The 19889-nt window shown below is 68.6% G+C and carries 24 protein-coding genes; 14 read left to right on the top strand and 10 right to left on the bottom strand.

What is annotated here, in order from left to right:
• Positions 1 to 4: 4 nt before the first annotated feature.
• On the bottom strand, positions 5 to 511 hold the full coding sequence (locus BLW05_RS09095) for a CBS domain-containing protein (protein ID WP_093161877.1): 507 nt from the start codon (positions 509 to 511) through the stop codon (positions 5 to 7).
• A gap of 185 nt (positions 512 to 696) precedes the next feature.
• Here BLW05_RS09095 and BLW05_RS09090 point away from each other — a divergent pair, with 185 nt between their 5' ends.
• From BLW05_RS09090 to BLW05_RS09070, 5 genes are read left to right on the top strand one after another with little or no spacing between them, the layout of a single operon-like run.
• Positions 697 to 1158: a host attachment protein gene (locus BLW05_RS09090; RefSeq protein WP_093161875.1), complete on the top strand. Its 462-nt coding sequence runs from the start codon at positions 697 to 699 to the stop codon at positions 1156 to 1158.
• A gap of 33 nt (positions 1159 to 1191) precedes the next feature.
• Positions 1192 to 2292 carry an ABC transporter permease gene (locus tag BLW05_RS09085; protein WP_256330122.1) on the top strand — a complete coding sequence of 367 codons (1101 nt, stop codon included), beginning with the start codon at positions 1192 to 1194 and terminating at the stop codon, positions 2290 to 2292.
• A 14-nt stretch (positions 2293 to 2306) separates the two neighbouring features.
• Positions 2307 to 3119 carry an ABC transporter ATP-binding protein gene (locus tag BLW05_RS09080; RefSeq protein ID WP_093161874.1) on the top strand — a complete coding sequence of 271 codons (813 nt, stop codon included), beginning with the start codon at positions 2307 to 2309 and terminating at the stop codon, positions 3117 to 3119.
• A complete protein-coding gene (locus tag BLW05_RS09075; protein WP_093161872.1) occupies positions 3104 to 4042 on the top strand; it encodes an MlaD family protein in 939 nt (312 codons plus the stop codon). The genes BLW05_RS09080 and BLW05_RS09075 overlap by 16 nt, the downstream gene beginning before the upstream one ends.
• Positions 4039 to 4671 carry an ABC-type transport auxiliary lipoprotein family protein gene (locus BLW05_RS09070; protein ID WP_093161871.1) on the top strand — a complete coding sequence of 211 codons (633 nt, stop codon included), beginning with the start codon at positions 4039 to 4041 and terminating at the stop codon, positions 4669 to 4671. Before BLW05_RS09075 ends, BLW05_RS09070 begins: the two co-directional genes overlap by 4 nt.
• A gap of 12 nt (positions 4672 to 4683) precedes the next feature.
• Here BLW05_RS09070 and BLW05_RS09065 read toward each other — a convergent pair whose 3' ends face one another.
• Together BLW05_RS09065 and BLW05_RS09060 are read right to left on the bottom strand one after the other, a co-directional pair.
• A complete protein-coding gene (locus BLW05_RS09065) occupies positions 4684 to 6189 on the bottom strand; it encodes a thymidine phosphorylase family protein (protein ID WP_093161869.1) in 1506 nt (501 codons plus the stop codon).
• Between the two features lie 34 nt (positions 6190 to 6223).
• Entirely contained in the window at positions 6224 to 6736 is a 513-nt protein-coding gene (locus BLW05_RS09060) for a universal stress protein (RefSeq protein WP_093161867.1), read from the bottom strand.
• Positions 6737 to 6839: 103 nt separating this feature from the next.
• Here BLW05_RS09060 and BLW05_RS09055 point away from each other — a divergent pair, with 103 nt between their 5' ends.
• From BLW05_RS09055 to BLW05_RS09040, 4 genes are read left to right on the top strand one after another with little or no spacing between them, the layout of a single operon-like run.
• Positions 6840 to 7340 (top strand): NUDIX hydrolase, encoded by a 501-nt coding sequence (locus tag BLW05_RS09055; RefSeq protein WP_093162160.1) that lies wholly within the window; start codon positions 6840 to 6842, stop codon positions 7338 to 7340.
• Between the two features lie 59 nt (positions 7341 to 7399).
• A complete protein-coding gene (locus BLW05_RS09050; RefSeq protein WP_093161866.1) occupies positions 7400 to 8005 on the top strand; it encodes a hypothetical protein in 606 nt (201 codons plus the stop codon).
• Between the two features lie 5 nt (positions 8006 to 8010).
• Positions 8011 to 8466, top strand: coding sequence for an HPF/RaiA family ribosome-associated protein (locus BLW05_RS09045; RefSeq protein WP_143044800.1), 456 nt, complete (start codon positions 8011 to 8013; stop codon positions 8464 to 8466).
• Between the two features lie 39 nt (positions 8467 to 8505).
• Positions 8506 to 8997 carry a CDP-archaeol synthase gene (locus BLW05_RS09040; protein WP_093161863.1) on the top strand — a complete coding sequence of 164 codons (492 nt, stop codon included), beginning with the start codon at positions 8506 to 8508 and terminating at the stop codon, positions 8995 to 8997.
• Here BLW05_RS09040 and BLW05_RS09035 read toward each other — a convergent pair.
• Both BLW05_RS09035 and BLW05_RS09030 read right to left on the bottom strand, forming a co-directional pair.
• Positions 8991 to 9947 carry a metallophosphoesterase gene (locus BLW05_RS09035; protein ID WP_093161861.1) on the bottom strand — a complete coding sequence of 319 codons (957 nt, stop codon included), beginning with the start codon at positions 9945 to 9947 and terminating at the stop codon, positions 8991 to 8993. The two genes, BLW05_RS09040 and BLW05_RS09035, sit on opposite strands and share 7 nt — an antisense overlap.
• 40 nt (positions 9948 to 9987) lie before the next feature.
• Positions 9988 to 10329 carry a cytochrome c family protein gene (locus tag BLW05_RS09030; protein ID WP_093161860.1) on the bottom strand — a complete coding sequence of 114 codons (342 nt, stop codon included), beginning with the start codon at positions 10327 to 10329 and terminating at the stop codon, positions 9988 to 9990.
• Between the two features lie 184 nt (positions 10330 to 10513).
• Between BLW05_RS09030 and BLW05_RS09025 the strand changes: the two genes are divergently transcribed.
• On the top strand, positions 10514 to 11248 hold the full coding sequence (locus BLW05_RS09025) for a Crp/Fnr family transcriptional regulator (RefSeq protein WP_093161858.1): 735 nt from the start codon (positions 10514 to 10516) through the stop codon (positions 11246 to 11248).
• Here BLW05_RS09025 and BLW05_RS09020 read toward each other — a convergent pair.
• Genes BLW05_RS09020 through BLW05_RS09000 form a run of 5 tightly spaced genes read right to left on the bottom strand, consistent with a single transcriptional unit; the run spans position 11214 to position 14913 of the window.
• The gene (locus BLW05_RS09020; RefSeq protein ID WP_093161857.1) at positions 11214 to 12587 is read right to left on the bottom strand and encodes an ATP-binding protein; all 1374 of its coding nucleotides are present in this window, start codon (positions 12585 to 12587) and stop codon (positions 11214 to 11216) included. The genes BLW05_RS09025 and BLW05_RS09020 overlap by 35 nt on opposite strands.
• Entirely contained in the window at positions 12587 to 13258 is a 672-nt protein-coding gene (locus BLW05_RS09015) for a winged helix-turn-helix domain-containing protein (protein ID WP_093161855.1), read from the bottom strand. The genes BLW05_RS09020 and BLW05_RS09015 overlap by 1 nt, the downstream gene beginning before the upstream one ends.
• 6 nt (positions 13259 to 13264) lie before the next feature.
• Positions 13265 to 13996 carry a cytochrome b/b6 domain-containing protein gene (locus tag BLW05_RS09010; protein ID WP_093161854.1) on the bottom strand — a complete coding sequence of 244 codons (732 nt, stop codon included), beginning with the start codon at positions 13994 to 13996 and terminating at the stop codon, positions 13265 to 13267.
• Positions 13968 to 14447: a diheme cytochrome c gene (locus BLW05_RS09005; RefSeq protein WP_093161852.1), complete on the bottom strand. Its 480-nt coding sequence runs from the start codon at positions 14445 to 14447 to the stop codon at positions 13968 to 13970. The genes BLW05_RS09010 and BLW05_RS09005 overlap by 29 nt, the downstream gene beginning before the upstream one ends.
• A gap of 40 nt (positions 14448 to 14487) precedes the next feature.
• A complete protein-coding gene (locus BLW05_RS09000; RefSeq protein WP_093162159.1) occupies positions 14488 to 14913 on the bottom strand; it encodes a DUF1924 domain-containing protein in 426 nt (141 codons plus the stop codon).
• Positions 14914 to 15067: 154 nt separating this feature from the next.
• Between BLW05_RS09000 and BLW05_RS08995 the strand changes: the two genes are divergently transcribed.
• Genes BLW05_RS08995 through BLW05_RS08980 form a run of 4 tightly spaced genes read left to right on the top strand, consistent with a single transcriptional unit; the run spans position 15068 to position 19883 of the window.
• Positions 15068 to 15787 carry an ABC transporter ATP-binding protein gene (locus tag BLW05_RS08995; protein ID WP_093161851.1) on the top strand — a complete coding sequence of 240 codons (720 nt, stop codon included), beginning with the start codon at positions 15068 to 15070 and terminating at the stop codon, positions 15785 to 15787.
• Positions 15788 to 15794: 7 nt separating this feature from the next.
• Positions 15795 to 18185 (top strand): ABC transporter permease, encoded by a 2391-nt coding sequence (locus BLW05_RS08990; RefSeq protein ID WP_093161849.1) that lies wholly within the window; start codon positions 15795 to 15797, stop codon positions 18183 to 18185.
• A gap of 7 nt (positions 18186 to 18192) precedes the next feature.
• Positions 18193 to 19407: an efflux RND transporter periplasmic adaptor subunit gene (locus tag BLW05_RS08985; RefSeq protein ID WP_093161847.1), complete on the top strand. Its 1215-nt coding sequence runs from the start codon at positions 18193 to 18195 to the stop codon at positions 19405 to 19407.
• Positions 19408 to 19454: 47 nt separating this feature from the next.
• On the top strand, positions 19455 to 19883 hold the full coding sequence (locus BLW05_RS08980) for a universal stress protein (protein ID WP_093161845.1): 429 nt from the start codon (positions 19455 to 19457) through the stop codon (positions 19881 to 19883).
• Positions 19884 to 19889 lie beyond the last annotated feature (6 nt).

Below are 19889 nucleotides of genomic sequence, written 5' to 3'. Positions count from 1 at the left end.
GCGCCTATTTCGATCCGGTCCCGAAGGCAGGGAAGACCGGGCGCGGCCCGGCCGGGACCGAGTTCGGCTTGCGTTCGCTCTTCTCACGCTCGATGCCGCCGCGCAGGGCACGCGCGAGATGCGCCAGTTCATCGGAGATCGCGGCCATCAGGTCCTCGGCGGCCACGAGCCCGACCACCCTGCCCGCCTCGTCCACCACGAGCAGCCGGCGCACGCCGGCCTTTTCCATGGCGGCCGTGGCTTCCTGCAGGCTGGCGCTGCCGGGCACCGCCGCGAGCGACTTCCTGGCGAGATCGCCCGCGCTCAGGTTGCTGCCCGACTGGCCGCTGCCGACGACATCGAGCGCCAGGTCGCGATCGGTGAGGATGCCCGTGACGCGCGGCGGGTCCTCCGCCGACACGACGACGACCGAGCCGACATGCTCTTGCGACATGCGGGCCGCGACTTGCGGGAGGGAAGCCGTTGCGGGGACGGCAACGACTTCGCGGTGGCACAGACTGGCGATGTTCATGGGATCTCCGTGTGGGGTGTGTCGATGTTTCCACTCTAGGCAACGCGTCCGGATGCGCCATGACGCAGATCAATCGGCATGCACCGGGACAGCATCGTGCGAACACTTGACATGCGTCAACCCGCCGACGTCGCCGGTTCCTAACATGGGCCCACCCAATCACCTTTGGAGCACAGGAGACACCCATGAAGAGCCAATGGATCGTGGTGGCCAACGCCTCGCTTGCCCGCATCTTTCGCCAGGCCCGCCATGGCGGACTGGAACCGGTCGAGGCGCTGACCCATGCGCAAAGCCGCATGCATCCCAGCGAACTCGCCGAGAACGACCAGGGCGGTGGCGAGCGCGACCACCACGACGATCGATTCGAAGCGCGCAACGACATCCGCCGCAAGGAACATGTGCGCTTCGCTCGCGCACTGGCCGATCGACTGGACAAGGGGCTTGCCGCCCATGAGTTCGATTCGCTGACCATCCTGGCCGCGAAGCCCTTCCTCGGCGAACTCAGGCAGCAGTTGAGCGAGGCGGTCAGCGCGCGGATCGGCGTCGCACTGAACAACGATTTCACCGCCCTGACCGCCGCCGATCTTGCGCAGCGCCTCCAGGCCCTGCACGCGACCGGCGGTGTCGAGATGCACGGCGCGAGCTGACGGCACACCGCTCGTCCGCCGGAGGCTGGCCTCGTGGAACCGTCGCAAGCCAGCCTGTCCCCGCTGGCCGGCGGCGGATGGTCGCTCGCCGGCCACTGGACCGTACGCGGACTGGGCGACATGCCGAACGCCCTCGACGCGCACGCCTGCGGCGCCGGCACGGTCGTCCTCGATGGCGCGTCGCTCGCAGCCATCGACAGCACGGGCGTGTGGGTGCTCCAGCGCTGGCTGCGTCGCCACGGCGCGGCGGCCACGCTGCGCAACTGGTCGCCGCGCATGCAGACATTGATGACGCTGGTCGGCGAGCAGCCCGATCGGCCCTTGCCGCAGCCGCCCGCGCGGTCGCCCCTGGAGCGCCTCGGCCGCCATGTCGAAGCGTCGGCGCAGGAAACGCTGGGGCTGCTGCGCTTCATCGGACAGGCCGCCGTGGCCGCGCTGGGTTTGCTGTTGCACCCGCGACGCATCCGCTGGCGCACCGCACTGCGCAACATCCAGATCGACGGCTTCGACGCGCTGCCCATCATCGGGCTGACGTCGTTCCTGCTCGGCGTGGTCGTCGCCTACCAGGGCGCGGACCAGCTCAGGCACTACGGCGCCAACGTGTTCGTGGTCGATCTGGTCGGCTACGCGATGCTGCGCGAGTTCGCGCCGCTCATCAGCGCGATCATCATCGCCGGGCGTTCCGGCTCCGCCTACGCGGCCCAGATCGGCACGATGGTCGTGACCGAGGAGGTCGATGCGATGCGGACCATCGCGATCGATCCGATCGGGCTGCTCGTGCTGCCGAAGGTGCTGGCGCTCGCCATTGCACTGCCACTGCTCACCGTCTTCGCGGACATGACCGGCGTCCTGGGCGGCATGGTGATGGCGCGCGTGCAACTCGACATCGGCTTTCCGGAATTCATCGATCGCTTCGGCCGCGAGATGCAAGGGTCCACGCTGATGGTGGGCGTGGGCAAATCGCTGGTGTTCGCGGTCGTGATCGCGCTGATCGGCTGCTTCCAGGGCTTTCGCACCCGTGGCAGCGCCGACAGCGTCGGCCGGCAGACGACGAAGAGCGTGGTGCAGTCGATCTTCCTGGTGATCGTGGCGGACGCCCTGTTCTCCGTCGCGTTCAACCTGCTGGACCTGTAAGGCCGCGTGTACGCATGGCACTGCCACCCGACACGGTGATCGCGATGAACAAGGTCTGCACGCGCTTCGGCAGCCATGCGGTGCACACCGACCTCGACCTCGAGGTCCGGCGCGGCGAGATCCTCGCGATCGCGGGCGGCAGCGGTTCGGGCAAGTCGGTGCTCATGCGCGAGATGATCCTGCTGCAGCGTCCGACGTCGGGATCGATCCATCTGTTCGGCCACGACATCGCGACGCTCACATTGCGCGAGGCCCATGCGCTTCGCCTGCGGTGGGGCGTCATGTTCCAGCACGGCGGGTTGTTCAGCGCGCTCAATGTGCGCGAGAACATCGGTCTTCCGCTTCGCGAGCACAGCCGGCTCGATCGCGCGCTGATCGACCGCATCGCCGAGTGGAAGCTGTCCCTCACCGGCCTGCCACCCGATGCCGGCCTGAAGCAACCGGGCGAGTTCAGTGGCGGCATGCTCAAGCGCGCTTCGCTCGCGCGCGCGATCGCGCTCGACCCCGAGTTGCTGTTTCTCGACGAACCCACCTCCGGGCTGGACCCCGACAGCGCCGGGGGCGTGAGCGAGCTGATCCTGCGCACCCACGCGCTGTACGGATTGACGATCGTGATCATCACGCACGACCTCGATCTGCTGTGGCAGGCCTGCGACCGCGTGGCGGTCCTCGGCGAAGGGCGGGTGCTGGCCAGCGGCTCGATGGAAGAACTGTCGAGGCACGACCATCCGATCGTGCGCGGCTACTTCGACGGCCCGCGCCAGCGAGCCGCCGCATCGGCGGCGCAGCGCCAACGCGACAAGGAGACGCCATGGACGACAAGGTGAACTACGCACTGGTCGGCGCCTTCGTGGTGCTGCTCGGCGCGGCGCTCGTGGCTGGCGTGCTGTGGCTGGCCGCCGGCGCCCAGGGCGGCAAGCACTACGGCACCTACCAATCGATCATGCGCGAGTCGGTGGCCGGGCTGAACGTGGATGCGCCGGTCAAATACCTTGGCGTCGACGTCGGCAAGGTCAAGGACATCGCGATCGATCCCTCGGATCCGGGCCAGGTCCGCCTGCGCTTCCTGATCGAGCAGGGAACGCCGATCAAGAAGGACACCGAGGCGGTCCTGAAGACCCAGGGGCTCACCGGCATCGCCTATGTCGAACTCAGCGGCGGCACGGCGGATTCGCCGCCGCTTCGCGGCGCCAATGCCGAGGACATTCCAACCATTCCCTCCAAGCCTTCGCTCAGCACCCGGCTCGAAAGCGTGCTCTCGACGGTGCTCGCCAGCGTGGACCGCATGTCCACCAACCTGAACGCGGTCTTCGACGCCGACACGCGGGCGGCGCTGAAGCAGATGCTCGCCGACACCGCGACCCTGACCCGTACGCTGGCGGCGCAGCAGGCCGAGCTCGCCAGCGGGATCGCCGATGCGGCGCGCACCGCCCGCAACACGTCGCGGGCGAGCGAGCATCTCGGGCTCGCGGTCGACCGGATCGCGAAGGCCGCCGACTCGGTCGACAGGATGGCCGACAAGGTCAACGCAGCGAGCGATCGGGTCGGCCGCAGCGTCGAGGCGGCGGCGGGCAGCATCCAGGCGGCCAGTACCGACACCGCTCCCGCGCTGGCGAACCTGCTGAGCGAGATGAACCAGCTCGCGGCATCCTTGCAGCGCCTGAGCGAACAGACGCAGCGCAATCCGAACAGCCTGCTGGTGGGCGCTCCCCCGGGAAAGCCCGGCCCCGGCGAAAGGGCCCAGCCATGACGCGCCGATCCCGCCGCGCCGCCTGCGCCGTGCTGGCCGCCGCCCTGCTCCCGGCCCTGCTGGGCGGATGCGCCAGGGCGCTTCTGCCGGAACCGGTCGCTTCGCCGGCGCTCTTCGCGCTTTCCGGCGAGATCGATGCTCCCGCCGCGACGGCGCCTGCCGCGACCGCGCGCACGTTGATCGTCAACCCGCCACGCGCCGCCCCGGGCTTCGACACCTCGCGCATCGCCTACGTGCGGCGGCCGTACGAGATCGAGTATTTCGCGCACAACCAGTGGGTCGATACGCCGTCGAACATGCTCGCGCCGAAGATGGTGCGCGCCATCGAACGCACGGGCGCATTCCACGCCGTGCTGGCCAGCACCACCTCGGCGATCGGCCAGTTCCGGCTGGAGACCGAGATCGTGCGACTTCAGCAGGACTTCTCGACGACACCGAGCCAGGTGCAACTCACGCTGCGCGCAGCGCTCATCGACACCGCGACGCGCAAGGTCGTCGCGAGCCGCGAGTTCGATGCGCGGGTCGATGCGCCCACCGATGATCCCTACGGCGGCGTGATCGCCGCGCAGCAGGCAGCCCGTCAGGTGGTGACCGAACTGGCGTCGTTCTGCGCCGCTTCGGTCCAATGAGCGCCCGAACCCTCATGCGCCCGCCTCGAGGCGGACGACTGGCAGCTGCGTGCGCATGAAGTTGAGCGCGTAGTGCAAGGCCCCCTGGCTCTGGGCGTGCAGGGTCAGCAAGGGCTGGGCGACTTCGACACGGTCTCCCGGCTGCACGTGAAGGACCGCGCCCGCGGAGGGGTCGCGCGGCGCTCCGGCCAGCTTGGCCGCCCGCGCCAACAGTCGCGTGTCGATCGCCGCCACCGCGCCGCTCGCGTGCGCGACGACGACATGCGTGTGGGACGCCTGGGGTGGCACCCGCAGGCCACCTTGCGCTTCGCAGATCGCGATGAACTTCGCGAGCGCCCGCCCGTCGTCGAGGACCTCGCGTGCCATCGCCCGCCCCGCACCATCGGACGCCTTGCCGGCCATCTCCAGGACCCATCCGGCCAGCGTCAACGCGCGCTCTCGCAGATCCTGCGGTGCGTCGGGTGCGCGTTCGAGCACCGCCATGACGTCGATGGCTTCCAATGCGGGGCCGATGCCGCGCCCGACCGGGCGGGTGCCATCCGTCGCCACGGTACGCACCTGCATGCCCAGAGCGGCGCCGACCGTCACGAGGCCTTTCGAAAGGGCCTCCGCGGCGGCGGTGCTCCGGACTTTGGTCAGCGGGCCGACCGGCAGGTCGATCAACACCCGCTGCGAACCCACGGCCGCCTTCTTGGACAGGATCGACGCGATGAGCAGGCCGTGGCTGTCCAGGCAGAGCGGCCGCTCCACGCGGATCAGGATGTCGTCCGCCGGACTGATGCGGGTGTTTCCACCCCAGACGATGCAACCGTGCTCGCGCTCCACCACCCGGCGCATCGCGGGCAGATCGAGGTCCACCGGCGCAAGCACCTCCATGGTGTCGGCGGTTCCGGCCGCGGAAGTGATGGCGCGAGAAGAGGTCTTGGGCATCGTGACGCCGCAGGCCGCGACGATCGGCACCACCAGCAGCGTGGTCCTGTTGCCGGGGAGTCCGCCGATGCAATGCTTGTCCATGACCGGCGTTTCGTCCCACGCGACCCGTTCCCCCACGTCGACCATCGCCCGTGTGAGCGCCACGGTTTCCTCGATGTCGAGCCCGTCGCCCGCGCACAGCGTGATGAGCGACGCAAGATGGATGTCGGCCACACGCCCGTGGCTCACGTCGTCCATCAGCGCGCGCAAGGCTTCGTAAGTGAAGGGACGCCCATGCACCTTGCCGCGCAGATGGGCCACCGAGTCCAGCACCGGTGGATGCCGCACTTCCACGAGGTCGCCGTCCATCGCGCCGAGCGTGGTCCAGGCGACGTCCGACAGCGCGATCTCGTCGCGCGCGAGCCAGTCGCTGCTCACGTGATGCAGGATCGCCAGCAGGTGCCGGCCGTTGTCGATCACTTCCACCTGCGCCTGCGCCTCGAAGCCCTCGGCGCGGCACACGTGGCAGTCGCTGCGCATGTAGACGACAGGCTGCTGGTAGGTGTCGATGCCGGCGCGGCGGACGGGCAGCCGATCGAAGGTCATGACCGCCGTCCCAGCGCCGGTGGCCCCGGCGGGCTCATTCGCCGGCCATGGCGAGCGCGGAGGCGGTCGCGCGCAGCAGGTCGCCAGAGGCGTCCTTCTCGTCCGCCGCACGCACCAGCAGGACCGGCACGGGTGCGACGCGCAGGATGCGTTCCGCGTCGCTGCCGAGCATCAGCCGCTTCGCGCCGCGCCGCCCGTGCGTGCCGAGCACGATCAGGTCGGCGCCCCATTCGTGCGCCTCCGCCGCGACCCCTTCCGACAGCGTGCTCGGGAATGTTTCGCGAAGGCGGGTCTCCGCTTCCACGCCCGCAGACTGCGCCGTGGCCAGGGCGGCATCGAGGACTCGCTTGGCCTCCGTGCGCATGGCCCTCAACGCCTCGTCGCCAAAGGCCGACTCGCTGCCCATCGCGAGTGCGAATGAAAGCTCGTCGACGACGTGGAGCAGCCGCAAGCGCCCCTGGGTCAGCTTCGCGATCCGGATGGCTTCTTCAAGGCCGCCTGTCGATGTCGGGCTGCCGTCGACGGGAACAAGGATTCGCTGGTACATGGCGTCTTCCTCCAGGCTGGATCGGGAGACTCCAGTATTCGCGCCCTGCACGCACGGGATTTGACGCAGCGCAAGCGCTGCGAAGGTGATCCAATCGACGCCGATGGCAACACGAAGCGCAGGCCTGCTCATGTACCGACGCACGCACGGTTCGCTCGAGGTGTTGCTCGTGCATCCGGGCGGACCCTTCTGGGCACGGAAGGACGAGGGCGCGTGGTCGATACCGAAGGGCGAATACGACTGCGCGACGGAAGACGCCCTGGCCGCAGCGAAGCGGGAATTCGCCGAAGAGACCGGGTTTCCTTCGGGCGCCATGCACCGCAGCCTCGGCGAAACCCGGATGCGCAGCGGCAAGCTCGTCGCCGCGTGGGCCTTCGAAGGCGACTGCGACCCGGGAGCACTGGTGTCGAACACCTTCGAACTCGAATGGCCGCCGCACTCAGGCCGGCGCGCGAGCTTTCCCGAGGCCGATCGCGCCGAATGGTTCACCGCCGAGGAAGCCTGCCGCCGCGTACATCCGGCGCAACGGGTGTTCATCGAACGGCTCGACCACCTGCTCGCGCAGGACGCCGGGTCGACGCCAGAAGCGCATTCCTTGCGATAGCGCAAGCGCCTCGGGCGCCGCCGGCATGAAGCTCGCCGTATCGACTTCCGGAGACGGCCATGCGGATGCAGTTCCTGATCGCCCTTGTTGCTCTCACCCTGGGCTCCGCCTGCCCTGGCGCGGGCCTGGACCCGCCGGGCCAGCTCAGCCCGGCTTCGACGCCGTCCCAGAAGGCCAGGGATGCCGCCAGCAAGGCCGCAAAGGAAGCGCAAAGCGCGGCGAAGAAGGCGGCCGATGCGGCGAATGCCGCTGCCGAGCAAGGCAAGGTCAACGCCGGAAAGATTTCCAAGGCGTTGGCTGAAGGCATCCGGCGCGCCGCGCAGAAGGCCGCGGACGCAGCGCGACGCTTCGAGGAAAAGGCCTCGGCATCGTCGGCCATGGCGCTCGATGCCGGCAAAGAGGCTGCGAATTCAGCGTTGGAAGAAAGCAGGAAGGCAACCAAGGCCACCGAGGAGGCGCTGAGACGCGCGGAAGAGGCGGTCCGGATGGCCGCAAAGTCGACCGGGGAAGAGGCCGAAAAGGCAGCCCAGAGCGCGCGGGAAGCCCTCCAGGCCGCAGCCGAAGCGACGCACAAGGCCGCACAAGCCGCCCGCGACGCCGCGGCCCAAGCCATCGAAGCCGCTCGCGCTCCGGGACCTGCGGCGCCACCATCGCCAGCCAAGTAAAGGGCGTGTCGCAGGACGAAGACTTGCGCCAGCGCAAACCTTGGGCGCCGCGGATGCGCGATCGTATCGACATGAATATGGAAGTACGCGACATGAATCTGCCTTTTGCCATCCAGTTCGACGGCGTCGCACGCTCGGACGCGGTCGAGGACTTCGCCCGATCCCGAGTCGAGTATCTCGAGCGGCACTTCGCGGACCTGACGGGCTGCCGGGTGACGATCTCCCGCGAAGCGCGGCATGGGCAGACGGGCGGATTCTTTTCCGCCCGCGTTGCCATGACGTTGCCGGGCCGGGAACTCATCGTCTCGCATGCGCACGAGCACGACGCCTACATCGCCCTGCGGGATGCCTTCGACGCGATCAATCGGAGGCTGGAAGACAGCCAGCAGATCCGCCGCGGCAGGGTCAAGCACCACGCCACGCTCACCCATCGCGACGGCGACGACACGGGCGGTGAGTGAGATCCCGGCCCGATCGCCACGACATCGAGCGAGATAGACATGGAAACGTTCTGGCTGGGGGTGCGCCTGCTGTTGCTGCTCACCGCTGCCAACGGCGCACCGATCCTTTTCAAGGGCATGCTGGGCGAGTACTGGTGCGTCCCGATCGATTTCGGCCGCCCTTTCCTCGACGGCCGGCCGTGGCTCGGCCCCTCGAAGACCTGGCGCGGGCTCGCCGCCGCGGTGATGGCGGCTGCGGTCGTCGCGCCCGTTCTCGGCTTCCCGCCTGACGTGGGCGCCCTGTTCGGCCTCCTGGCCATGACGGGGGACGCGCTTTCGAGTTTCGTCAAGCGCCGTCTGGGCATCGCACCGAGCGGACAGTCCTTCGGCATCGACCAGATTCCCGAATCGCTGCTGCCGCTGCTGGCTTTGCAGCACGCGCTGGCGATCCCCTGGCCGGTGATTGCGGGCGTGACGCTCGCTTTCCTGCTGATGGAAACCCCGGTGGCGTGGCTGTTCCACCGCATGGGCTTGCGCGACCGTCCCTACTGACTGCGGCTGGTCTCGGCGCCATGAAGCACGTGCACCGTGACTTCTGGCGGGCAGTGAAAGCGCGCGTCGATGATCGAGCAGCCGCAGCCCACCGAGGTGAAGCCCTGCATGCGGCCGAAACGCCACGCCCCCCGCGCCACACTGCGCGGTGCGGGGCAATCCGTCAGCACCGGGATCCCGCCGGGCAGGCAGATCTGGCCGCCATGCGTATGCCCGCTCAGCATCAGGTCGAAGCCGTGTGCTGCTGCGATGCGATAGGGCTCCGGCGTGTGCGAAAGAAGGATCGCGCACGCCTCCGGCGGCAGTCCGTCCCGCGCGCGCGCGATGTCGTGCGTGCGGAAGTAATGGGCGTCGTCGATGCCGGCGATGTGCAATTGCGCGCCGCCGCGCTCGAGCGTCGCGCGCTCGTTCATGAGCACGCGAACGCCCAGTTGCTCGAGGCCCTCGACGAGCGCAATGCCGTCGTGATTGCCCAGCACCGCAAACACCGGCTGCGGCAGCAGCGGGACGAGCCGCTCCAGCGCCGCGATCGCCGGTGCGCACGAGCCCTGGATGCCGAAGCGGTAGTCGCCCGTGAGCACGCAGGCATCGCAAGCCAGCCCACGGACCGTGGCCACCAGCGCATCCACGTAGTGGCGTCCCACGTCCAGATGCAGGTCGCTCAGATGCAGCAGCGTGCAGCCCTCGAATGCCTCCGGCAGCCGGCCCAGGTGCACCCGGTTGTGACCGACCCGGATCCGCCGCGCGTTGCTTCGGCCGCGTGCGCGCAGGCCCACGGCGGTGAGGACGCGATGGATCATCCGGCCCGCGGAGGGCAGGTGTTCCGGGTGCAGGAAGTCCTCCACATGCCGGTAGTGATGGCTGTCCTGCTCCCTCTCCATGGCGAGCCGCTGCCTGAGCGCGTCCTCGCCCATCCTGGCCGCCAGGGCGGCCATCCTTCGCGGGGACATCGCACTCAAGTGATCACGACCTCCGGGACCTTCCGATGCTTCAGCAGCGAGAACCCTCGCAGGTTTTCGCCGCGGGGGTGAGCACCATCGGCGCACCGCTGCGCGGCTTGAAGCCGTAGTAGCTCTCGTTGAGGTACTTGGTCACGGCGGCGATGTCGTCGTCGCTCCAGGCGAGGAACCCGATCGACTGCCAACGCGCCACCTGCGCCTGGAGGCTGTCCCAGTCCGTCGCCAGGCGGCGGTCGCGCCAGTGGACCTCCGTCGTGTGGCAGGCCACGCAATGGGTGGTGTAGAGGAGTTCTCCACGCGACTGCGCGGCAGCGGGCGGCCCGCACAGGAGAACCCCCAACAGAACACAGGCGGCTGGCAGTGCAAATGTCATGGCGCGCTCCTTGAAGGCCGCCCAGCATCGCGCAGGCGCGGCTCCGTTCGTTTGACGCAGCGCAATTGCCACAGGCCGTTTACACGGCATTCACGCAGCGTTACGCAGTCGTCTTGGGCATTCAGTGAACTGTTTCACACCGCGCCTACGCTGACAACCATCCAATCAACAGAGGAGCAAGGCGATGACAATCGAATCCGGTCGGCGTGCAGTGGAAGAAATCTCCTTCGGGCAGCGAATTGCCGACACGCTCCATCTGGTGCAGGCAACGCTCCCGGTGCAACGGCGGATGGTGCATGCCGGCGACGCGATCTACCAGGTCGGCCAGGATTTCGGCTCGCTGTACGTGGTGAATTCGGGCCTGGTGAAGATGGTGAACCTGTCCAGCGAAGGCCGCGAACAGGTGGTCGCCCTGCACTTCCGCGGCGACTGGCTGGGCCTGGACGGCATCGCCAGCGGGCATTACGGCTGCGACGCGATTGCCATGGATACGGGCGAAGTCTGGTCGTTCCGCTATGAGGATCTCCTGAACGCCGCCCTGCGCACGCCCGCCCTCCTGAGCGCGCTGCACCAGGCGATGAGCAGGCAGCTCGCCCGCGACCACGAGTCGCTCCAGTCCCTGTGCGCGCTCCCGGCGGACGCACGGGTCGCCGGCTTCCTCCACTACTGGGCAGAGGCGATGGAGAAGCGAGGGCTGCGCACCGACCAGATCTCCCTGCGGATGACGCGTGCCGAGATCGGCAATTACCTGGGCATGACACTCGAGACCGTCAGCCGTGCCCTGTCCCGCATGGCGCGCGGCGATGTCATCCGCTTTCTGGAAAAAGGCCGCCGCGAAATTCACATTCCAAGAGTCGATGCCCTGACGACCTTCATGAGGCAAGTCACGACACCTGTCGATGCGAGGGCATTCCACTAGCCGCCCACTCGACGCTCACGGCAAGACCGCCCAGGCGAGTCGACCGTCCGATGCGGACCGCCGCCTGCTGTGCGGATGCGACCCGCCGCACGATGGACCATCCCAGGCCGCTGCCGCTCTCGCCGCTGCCGAGCACGCGAAAGAAGCGTTCTCCGCACCGCGCGATGTCTTCGTCCTTCATGCCGGGGCCGCTGTCCTCGACCTCGAGTCGCACACGGCCTTGCCGGCACTCGACTTCGATGTGGACCGCCGCCCGCGCCGGGCTGTAGCGGATTGCGTTGTCGACCAGATTGCGCACCAGTACGACGAACAGCATCGGATCGCCACGAACCAGGCATTCGTGCGTCGCGTCGACTTCAATGGTCTGTTGCTTGTGGATGGCTGCCGGTGCAACTTCGGCCACCACGCTGCGCACGAGGGCGCACAGTTCCACCGACTCGCTCGCGAGGTCTGCGCCGGCCTCGAGGCGCGACAGCGTCAGCAACTGCTCGACCAGGTGCGCGGCCCGGTCACAGCCGGCGAGCGTCGCTTCCAGCGCGTGGCACCGCCGGCCATCGTCGGCCTCGGCGAGCGCGACCTGCGCCTGTGCGCGGATGGCGGCGATGGGCGTGCGCAGTTCGTGCGCGGCGTCTGCCGTAAAGCGGCGTTCCGACTCCAGGAGTTCGCCGATGCGGCGGAACAGGCCATTGAGTGCGTCGAGCATCGGCGCCATCTCCGACGGAGCGCCGTCGATCACGACCGGGCTCAACGCCTGCGGCTCGCGTCGCGCGAGCATCTGGCCGAGCCGTCTGAGCGGCAGCGTGCCGCGACGGACCGCCCACCACACCGAGAGCGCAAGAAGAGGCAACGCGACGAATGCCGGCCAGAGCGCGCTTCGCAGGACGGCCCAGAGAATCGAGGATCTCGAATCCAGACGCTCGCCCACATACACCTGCACATCGCGCTCGCTGCCGTGCGCCGCGAAGACGCGCCATGTCGAACCGTCGATCCCGGTCGTGCTGAAGCCCGCGTTGAAGCGCCGTCCGGGAGCGATCATCGGCTGGGAAGGCGCGTTGGCGGAACGCAGCGTGAGGCGGCCTTCATGGAAGACCTGGAAGGCCACCTTGGGCGCGTAGCGATGCAGGACCGGGGCCTCGACGTCCCGGTCCTCCTCGGTCGGCTCGTGCATCTGCTGTGCAACCAGCATCGCGGCTGCCTGCGCCAGATGCCCGTCCAGGAGTTCGTCCAGCTCGTGGCGCACGTCGAGCCAGGTCATCACCGCGGATGCGAGCCACACGCATGTCACCAGGCACAGCACGAGGGACAGAAGACGACCCTGGAGCGAGCGGGGCATCGTCATCAACGACCCGGCTTGTCGCGCACGAGCATGTAGCCCACGCCGCGCACAGTCTGGATGAGCGAGGCGCCGAGCTTGCGACGCAGGTGATGCACATGCACCTCGATCGCATTGCTCTCCACTTCCTGGCCCCAGCTATACAGGCGCTGCTCGAGTTGTTCGCGCGAGAGCACGCGTCCGGCATTCAGCATCAGCGCGTGCAGCAGAGCGAATTCGCGAGCGGGCAGCGCAACCGGCTTGCCCGCAAGATGCACCGTGTGTGCAGCCGGGTTGAGCTCGACATCCTGGGTGCGAAGACATTCCTGCGGCTGGCCGTGAGCGCGGCGAATCAGTGCCCGGAGACGCGCCGCGAGTTCATGCAGGTCGACGGGCTTGACGACGTAGTCGTCGGCACCGACATCGAGCCCGCGAATGCGGTCGGGCACGCCGTCGCGCGCCGTCAAGACCAGGATGGGTATCGCCACGCCGGCCTTGCGCACGGCGGCGAGCACGGGCAGGCCGTCTTTCAACGGCAGGCCGAGGTCCAGGACTGCCGCCGCATACGGCTCTGCGCGCAGTTCGCGTTCGGCCGCCTCGCCGTCCCGCACCCAGTCGACCTGGAAATCGAGCTGGCGCAGCCCCGCGCGAAGGCCGTCGCCGAGCAGGGGGTCATCTTCGGCCAACAGAACACGCATGGCGGGTCAATCGTCGTCCTGAGCCTGGCCGGCCGCTTTGCCGGATACAGCGGCCGGACCGTTGTCGGCGCGCGTCGGCGGACTATTCCACTGGGTCCACCAGAAGCCGAGCACCGCCACCAGCATGAGGATGCCGACACTGCGCCAGGCGCGGCCCACACCGTCCTCGGGGCGGCCCGTCTTGCGGCCGGTGATCATGGCGCCGATCAGGTTGTCGCGATGCAGCCAGCTTCCGAGGAGCACACCGGCGATATGGACGCCGACGACGCCGAGCATGATGTTGGCCGCGGCTTCGTGGAACTCTTCCAGCCACTCGCCTGCGACGTCTTCGTAAGTGGCCCAGCCCGACGCCGTCACCGCAAGCGCGAGTCCGAGCAGCGCAACGATGGCGATGGCGCCTGCGGGGTTGTGCCCTGCATAGTGTCGCGTGCGTCCGCGAAGCATGCTGCGAACGTAGTCCATGACAGCCCGCGGCCCGCGCACGAAGTTCGAGAAACGCGCATGGCGCGTGCCCATGACGCCCCACAGGAGGCGAAAGACAACCAGGCCCGCCATCGTGTACCCCAGCGTCACGTGCACCAGGCGCCACGATTCGCGCTCCGCGGTGAGGTAGGCGCCGGCAAAGCACAGCACGATGAGCCAGTGAAAGACGCGCACCGGCACGTCCCAGACAAGGATCCTGGCAGAACCGGGGCCGGCTCTGTCGCGTTCAGCGGGGGTAGCGGACGTTGCGTTCATTGAAATCTCCTTGATCGGCTTGGGCGTGGCAGGCTGCGCAATTGGCGGCGCTCCTGACGCTGGGCAGCTTCCAGACGGCGGGCGATACCTCGCGGTGCTTCCGGATGAACCAGGCCGAGCGCGTGATGCGGTCGTCCGGTGGCGGCTCGCTCCGCCGCCCGCTGGTGGCGGCATTGGCACTCAGCCAGCCTGCCAGCGCACTCACCGTGCCGGGGTCCAGCGAGGCATCGGTGCCGTAGTGACTGGGCAATGTCGCCAGGATGCGCTGCCAGGAGGCCGCCGGCAGCATGCCTGGCGGGTAGGCGATATGGCAGGCGGCGCACTCCTCGCGGTACTTCGGCAGCAGGGGCACCCGTGCGGCACCGCCTGCCTCGTCGGCCCAGACCTGTGAACCGATGAGCGCGGCAAGCATGCAGGCCCATGTGCCTGCGTGGCGGAAGCGGTCAGCCATGATGGGATTTCCTGGGTGAAGTGTCTGCATCGTCATCGCCTCAGGGCTTGAGCTTGATCAACCAACTCAACACATCGGCCTTCTCCGCGGCGGTGCACTCGCGGCCCACCACGTCATTGCAATTGCGGCGGAACCACTTGTCAGCCTTGGCGGCGTCAGTGAACCGCTCGGGATTGAAAGCCGGGGCGAGAGGGGCAATGGATTTGCCGGTAGCCGCGTGCCGCCCGGGCGCCGTGGGCTCCGCGCCGTGGCACGAGGCGCAACTCCAATCGCGCCCGTGGCGGCTGTTGAACATCAACTGCCCTCGTGCGGGGTCCCCGGCGGCTCCTGCTTCTGCGACGTAGCCGGCGAGCAGGTCTGCGGGGGTGGCGGCACCAGCCGCCGGCGCGACGACGACGGCAGCGATCCAGGCCGCGGCGGCGACGGGCCGATGACGTGCGGGCCAGTGCAATTTCAACAACTTCATGGCAACTCCTTGGATGGCCATCGTGTCGCCGAGGTCTTAGCGTTTCCTTAACGCTGCGTCCTGCAGCCCGGCCGTCTCCGACCGCATCCCCTGCCGCCTGCCGCCCTTTGAGCCAGATCAAGGGCTGTCGTGGCCGAATGCTGAAACATCGGATATGGCCGTCCCATCGTTACAACCTGTCTTTCGTGCCCGCGGCCTGGGCAAGACCTACCGTGCCGGAGACGTCGACGTGATCGCCCTGCGCGACGTGGACCTGGACATCGCGTCCGGCGAGTTCGTCGTGCTGCTCGGGCCGTCGGGCAGCGGCAAGTCGACCTTGCTGAACATCCTCGGCGGCCTGGAAGTGGCCACCACAGGCAGCCTGCGCTACCTGGACCACGACCTGACATCCGCGAACGACGAGGCACTCACCCGCTACCGGCGCGAGCATGTCGGATTCGTCTTCCAGTTCTACAACCTCATCCCCAGCCTGACGGCGCGCGAGAACGTGGCGCTGGTCACCGACATCGCGGCCGACCCCATGCCCATCGACGAAGCGCTCGAACGCGTCGCGCTGTCGGCACGGCGCGACCACTTTCCGTCCCAGCTCTCGGGCGGCGAGCAGCAACGCGTGGCCATCGCGCGTGCCATCGTCAAGCGGCCGCAGGTGCTGCTGTGCGACGAGCCGACCGGCGCGCTGGACTATGCGACCGGCAAGCTGGTGCTCGACGTCATCGCGCGCATCAACCTCGAGCTGGGCACCACTGCGCTGGTGATCACGCACAACGCGGCGATCGCCGGCATGGCCGATCGTGTCATCTACCTGGCGGACGGCAGGGTCCAGCGAATCGAGCGCAACGCGAAGCGCGTGACGTCCGCGGAGCTCGCGTGGTGAGCCGGCCATGAAAGCACTCGACCGCAAGCTGCTGCGCGACCTGCGCGCGATGTGGAGCCAGGCGCTCACGATCGCGCTCGTGGTGGCCAGCGGCGTGGGCGGGTTCCTCACGAGCCTTTCCGCCGTCGATTCGCTGGCCGTGGCGCGCGACACGTTCTACGCCGAGGGCCGGTTCGCGGACGTCTTCGCCACGGTCAAGCGCGCGCCCCTGGCATTGGCCGAACAGCTTCGCACGCTGCCGGGCGTGGCGGACGTGCAGCCAACGATCGAGGAGGTGGTGCGTGTCGACATCGCCGGAAGCAGCGATCCGGTGCTGGGCCAGCTGATCGGCGTGGACCGTCGCCGCCCGCCGCACCTGAACCAGGTCGCGATCGTCCAGGGCGCCGGCCTGTTCGACCAGACCGGCATCGACGAGCCGGTGCGCGACACGATCGATGCGCTGGTGTCGCAGGGCTTTGCCCAGGCGCGCGGCCTGCGCCCGGGCGACTCGGTGGGCGCCCTGGTCAATGGCCGCAAGCGGCGCCTGCGCATCGTCGGCGTCGCCGTGTCGCCGGAGTTCGTCTTCGCCGGGCTCTGGGGCATGCCCGACCAGCGCGGCTTCGGCATCTTCTGGGTCGACCGGGACGCTCTGGCGGCCGCCTACGACATGGACGGCGCCTTCAACACGCTGGCCGTGCGGCTCGCGCCCGAAGGCGCACGCCGCGTCACGGAGGCCGAGGTGATCGACGCGCTTGCGCAGCCGCTCGCGCGCTACGGCGGCGCCTTGCCGCGCGGCCGCATCGACCAGATCTCGCACGCGATGCTGGACAACGAGATCAAGGAGCAGCGCGTACTCGGCACGGTGCTGCCGTCGATCTTCCTGGGCGTGGCCGCCTTCCTGCTCAACGTGGTGATCTCGCGGCTCGTCGCCACGCAGCGCGAGCAGATCGCCGCGCTGAAGGCGCTCGGCTATTCGAACAGGGCGATCGCAGCCCACTACCTCAAGCTGGTGCTGCTGATCGTCTCCCTGGGCATCGGGCTCGGGATCGTGCTTGGCGACTGGTTGGGGGCCGCCTTCGTCGGGCTGTATGCGGAGGTCTTTCACTTCGCGCATTTCGAGCACCGCATGGACCCCACCCTCGTCCTGCTGGCAGGCGGACTGACGCTGGGCGCCGGCGTGCTCGGCACCCTCTCGGCGATCCTCGCCACCGTGCGGCTGACGCCTGCCGAAGCCATGCGGCCGCCGGCACCCGGGCGCTTCCGCCGCACGCTCGCGGAGCGGCTCGGTTTCACCGGCTTGAGCCCCGCGCTGCGGATGATCCTGCGCAACATGGAGCGCAAGCCGCTGCGCACCGGCCTGTCGATCGGCGGTATCGCGGCCGCGCTGGCCATCGTCGTCATGGGCAACTTCTTCCGGGACGCAATCGAAGTGATCGTGGACAGCACCTTCGGCCTGTCGATGCGCAGCGACGTCTCGGTGTGGATGACCGAGCCGGTCGACGGCGCCATCGCGCTGCAGCTCGCGCGCCTGCCCGGCGTGCTGACCCACGAGTCGCTACGCGATGTGCAGGTCACGCTCGTCAACGGGCCGCGGCGCCAGCGCGTGATGGTGCGCGGCGGACCGGTGCACAGCGAGTTGCTGCGCATCATCGATGTCGATGGAATGCAGACGCTGCCGGGCGGCGACGGCATCGTCCTGACCGACCGCCTGGCCGACAAGCTCGGGCTGCGGGTGGGCGATGCGGTGCGCGTCGACGTGCAGGAAGGTCGCCGCAGCCAGCTGACGCTGCGGGTGGAAGCGACCGTGCGCGAAATGATGGGCCTGAATGCCTACATGAATCGCACGGCATTGAACCGTGCGCTCGGCGAGGGCGATGTGGCCACCGGCTTCGTGCTGGCCCTCGAACGCGGCAGCGAGACCCGCTTCCTGCAGGCCACGCAAGGCCTGCCCCGTGCGGCGGGCGCCTTCAGCAAGGCGACGATGCTGCGCAACATGCAGGAGGTGACGGCACGCAACATCCTCATCATGAGCACGGTGCTGACGCTGTTCGCCGTGGTCATCGCCGTGGGCGTGGTCTACAACAACGTCCGCATCGCGCTCGCGGAGCGCGCCTGGGAGCTGGCAAGCCTGCGTGTGCTGGGCTTCACGCGGGCCGAAGTGTCGGGATTGCTGCTGGGCGAGCTGGCGCTCGGCATCGCGGTGGCGTTGCCGCTCGGCATGCTCGGCGGCCTGGGGCTGGTCCACGTCATCGCAGGCCTGCTGAAATCGGACCAGTTCTTCTTCCCGGTCGTCATCTCCGCGCGCACCTATGCGCTGGCGGCGCTGGCGATCCTCGCCGCGGCGGCCGCGAGTGCGCTGGTGGTACGGCGGCGCATCGACCGGCTCGACATGGTCTCCGCCTTGAAGACGCGAGAATGAGCATGACATGAAGCGCAATACCCTGGTCATGACGATCGCCGCGGGCGCGGTGCTGGCCGGCCTGCTGGCCTGGGCGTTCGCGCCGCGTCCCATCGCGGTCGAAGTGGCGACCGCCACCGTCGGGCCCTACGAGCAATCCATCGCGGAGGACGCTCGCACGCGCCTGCGCGACCGCTACGTCATCACTGCGCCGCTGGCCGGACGGCTGACGCGAATCACCTTGCGGGAGGGCGATGCGGTGGCGGCCGGCGACACGGTCGCGACACTGACGCCCGTACTCTCGCCGATGCTCGACGAGCGCACACGTCGAGAGCAGGACACCCGCGTGGAGGTCGCCGAGGCCATCGTCCAGCGCGCGGATGCCAATGTGCAGCGTACCCGCGTCGCACTCGAGTTGGCGCGCTCGGAACTGCGTCGCTCCGAGAAGCTGGCGCGCGACAACTTCATCGCACCGGCCAAGGTGGAGTCCGACCGGCTCCTGGAGCAGGCCGCACAAAAGGACGTCGACGCGGCGCTGCAGGGCCGCCATGCCGCGACGCACGAGTTGGAGACAGCGCGCGCGGCGCTGCTGATGTCGCGAAGTCCTTCGGGCCAGGGGGGCAGCTTTCCGCTGCGCTCGCCGGTGGCGGGACGCGTGCTCAAGGTGGTGCAGCCCAGCGAGACCACCCTGGCGCTCGGGGCTCCCGTGCTGGAGGTCGGCGACATCTCGCAACTGGAGATCGTGACCGAGCTGCTGACCACCGACGCCGTGCAGACGCGAGTGGGCGCGGTGGTGCGCATCGAGCGCTGGGGCTCGCCCGGCACGCTCGAAGGCCGCGTGCGGCGCATCGAGCCTGCCGCGTTCACCAAGGTATCGGCCCTCGGGATCGAGGAGCAACGCGTCAACGTGATCATCGACATCACGAGCCCCCCGTCGTCGTGGCAGGCACTGGGCGACGGATACCGCGTGGGCGTGCGGATCGTGACGGTGGACCGCCCCTCGGCGCTGCGCGTTCCGGTGAGCGCGGTGTTCCCCTTGCCCGACGAAGGCATGGCCGTCTTCGCCGTCACGGAAGGACGGGCACGGCTCGTGCCTGTCGAGATCGGCGGACGCAACGGCGCCGAGGCCTGGGTGCAGGGCGGCATCCAGGCCGGCACCGAAGTGATCGTCTATCCGTCCGCGGCCCTGCGCGACGGCGCGCGCGTGACGAAGCGCAGCGTTCCGCTGGTGCGGCAAGGCTGAGCCGGGCCCTACACTTTGCAGACCAACAACAACCGGAGGATCGTTTCATGAAAATCCTAGTCGCGACCGATGGGTCCAAGAACTCGCTGCGCGCCGTCCAATATGCGGCCAGGCTCGGGCACCTGCTTCGCACCGGGTCGAACAAGATCACGCTGATCAGCGTCCACGACGACGCCGGCCTGCGCCATGCCAAGTCCTTCGTCGGCAAGGCCGAAGTCGCGGACTACCTGCGCGAGCTCAGCGAAAAGGAACTCAAGCCGGCCCGCAAGCTGCTGCAGGCCGACGGCATCGGCTACGACATCGAGATCCGCACCGGTCACGTGGCACAGGAAATCGTAGCCTGCGCCGACAAGGGCAAGTTCGACATGATCGTGCTGGGCTCGAAGGGCCGCAGCGCAGTGGCCGACCTGTTGATCGGCTCCGTGGCGCAACGCGTGCTCGCCACCGCGAAGCAGCCCGTCGTGGTGGTGAAGTGACCGGCC

Source organism: Variovorax sp. YR216 (assembly GCF_900107745.1).
Lineage (GTDB): Bacteria > Pseudomonadota > Gammaproteobacteria > Burkholderiales > Burkholderiaceae_C > Variovorax.
Note: the sequence above shows the minus strand (reverse complement) of the source record. Positions and strands in the feature narration are given on the sequence as shown.

Bases quoted from the DNA above. Each gene is read 5' to 3' on its own strand.
- BLW05_RS09095 (WP_093161877.1), bottom strand. From the start codon at position 511: ATGAACATCGCCAGTCTGTGCCACCGCGAAGTCGTTGCCGTCCCCGCA.
- BLW05_RS09090 (WP_093161875.1), top strand. From the start codon at position 697: ATGAAGAGCCAATGGATCGTGGTGGCCAACGCCTCGCTTGCCCGCATC.
- BLW05_RS09080 (WP_093161874.1), top strand. From the start codon at position 2,307: ATGGCACTGCCACCCGACACGGTGATCGCGATGAACAAGGTCTGCACG.
- BLW05_RS09075 (WP_093161872.1), top strand. From the start codon at position 3,104: ATGGACGACAAGGTGAACTACGCACTGGTCGGCGCCTTCGTGGTGCTG.
- BLW05_RS09070 (WP_093161871.1), top strand. From the start codon at position 4,039: ATGACGCGCCGATCCCGCCGCGCCGCCTGCGCCGTGCTGGCCGCCGCC.
- BLW05_RS09065 (WP_093161869.1), bottom strand. From the start codon at position 6,189: ATGACCTTCGATCGGCTGCCCGTCCGCCGCGCCGGCATCGACACCTAC.
- BLW05_RS09060 (WP_093161867.1), bottom strand. From the start codon at position 6,736: ATGTACCAGCGAATCCTTGTTCCCGTCGACGGCAGCCCGACATCGACA.
- BLW05_RS09055 (WP_093162160.1), top strand. From the start codon at position 6,840: ATGGCAACACGAAGCGCAGGCCTGCTCATGTACCGACGCACGCACGGT.
- BLW05_RS09050 (WP_093161866.1), top strand. From the start codon at position 7,400: ATGCGGATGCAGTTCCTGATCGCCCTTGTTGCTCTCACCCTGGGCTCC.
- BLW05_RS09040 (WP_093161863.1), top strand. From the start codon at position 8,506: ATGGAAACGTTCTGGCTGGGGGTGCGCCTGCTGTTGCTGCTCACCGCT.
- BLW05_RS09035 (WP_093161861.1), bottom strand. From the start codon at position 9,947: ATGTCCCCGCGAAGGATGGCCGCCCTGGCGGCCAGGATGGGCGAGGAC.
- BLW05_RS09030 (WP_093161860.1), bottom strand. From the start codon at position 10,329: ATGACATTTGCACTGCCAGCCGCCTGTGTTCTGTTGGGGGTTCTCCTG.
- BLW05_RS09025 (WP_093161858.1), top strand. From the start codon at position 10,514: ATGACAATCGAATCCGGTCGGCGTGCAGTGGAAGAAATCTCCTTCGGG.
- BLW05_RS09020 (WP_093161857.1), bottom strand. From the start codon at position 12,587: ATGACGATGCCCCGCTCGCTCCAGGGTCGTCTTCTGTCCCTCGTGCTG.
- BLW05_RS09015 (WP_093161855.1), bottom strand. From the start codon at position 13,258: ATGCGTGTTCTGTTGGCCGAAGATGACCCCCTGCTCGGCGACGGCCTT.
- BLW05_RS09010 (WP_093161854.1), bottom strand. From the start codon at position 13,996: ATGAACGCAACGTCCGCTACCCCCGCTGAACGCGACAGAGCCGGCCCC.
- BLW05_RS09005 (WP_093161852.1), bottom strand. From the start codon at position 14,447: ATGGCTGACCGCTTCCGCCACGCAGGCACATGGGCCTGCATGCTTGCC.
- BLW05_RS09000 (WP_093162159.1), bottom strand. From the start codon at position 14,913: ATGAAGTTGTTGAAATTGCACTGGCCCGCACGTCATCGGCCCGTCGCC.
- BLW05_RS08995 (WP_093161851.1), top strand. From the start codon at position 15,068: ATGGCCGTCCCATCGTTACAACCTGTCTTTCGTGCCCGCGGCCTGGGC.
- BLW05_RS08990 (WP_093161849.1), top strand. From the start codon at position 15,795: ATGAAAGCACTCGACCGCAAGCTGCTGCGCGACCTGCGCGCGATGTGG.
- BLW05_RS08985 (WP_093161847.1), top strand. From the start codon at position 18,193: ATGAAGCGCAATACCCTGGTCATGACGATCGCCGCGGGCGCGGTGCTG.
- BLW05_RS08980 (WP_093161845.1), top strand. From the start codon at position 19,455: ATGAAAATCCTAGTCGCGACCGATGGGTCCAAGAACTCGCTGCGCGCC.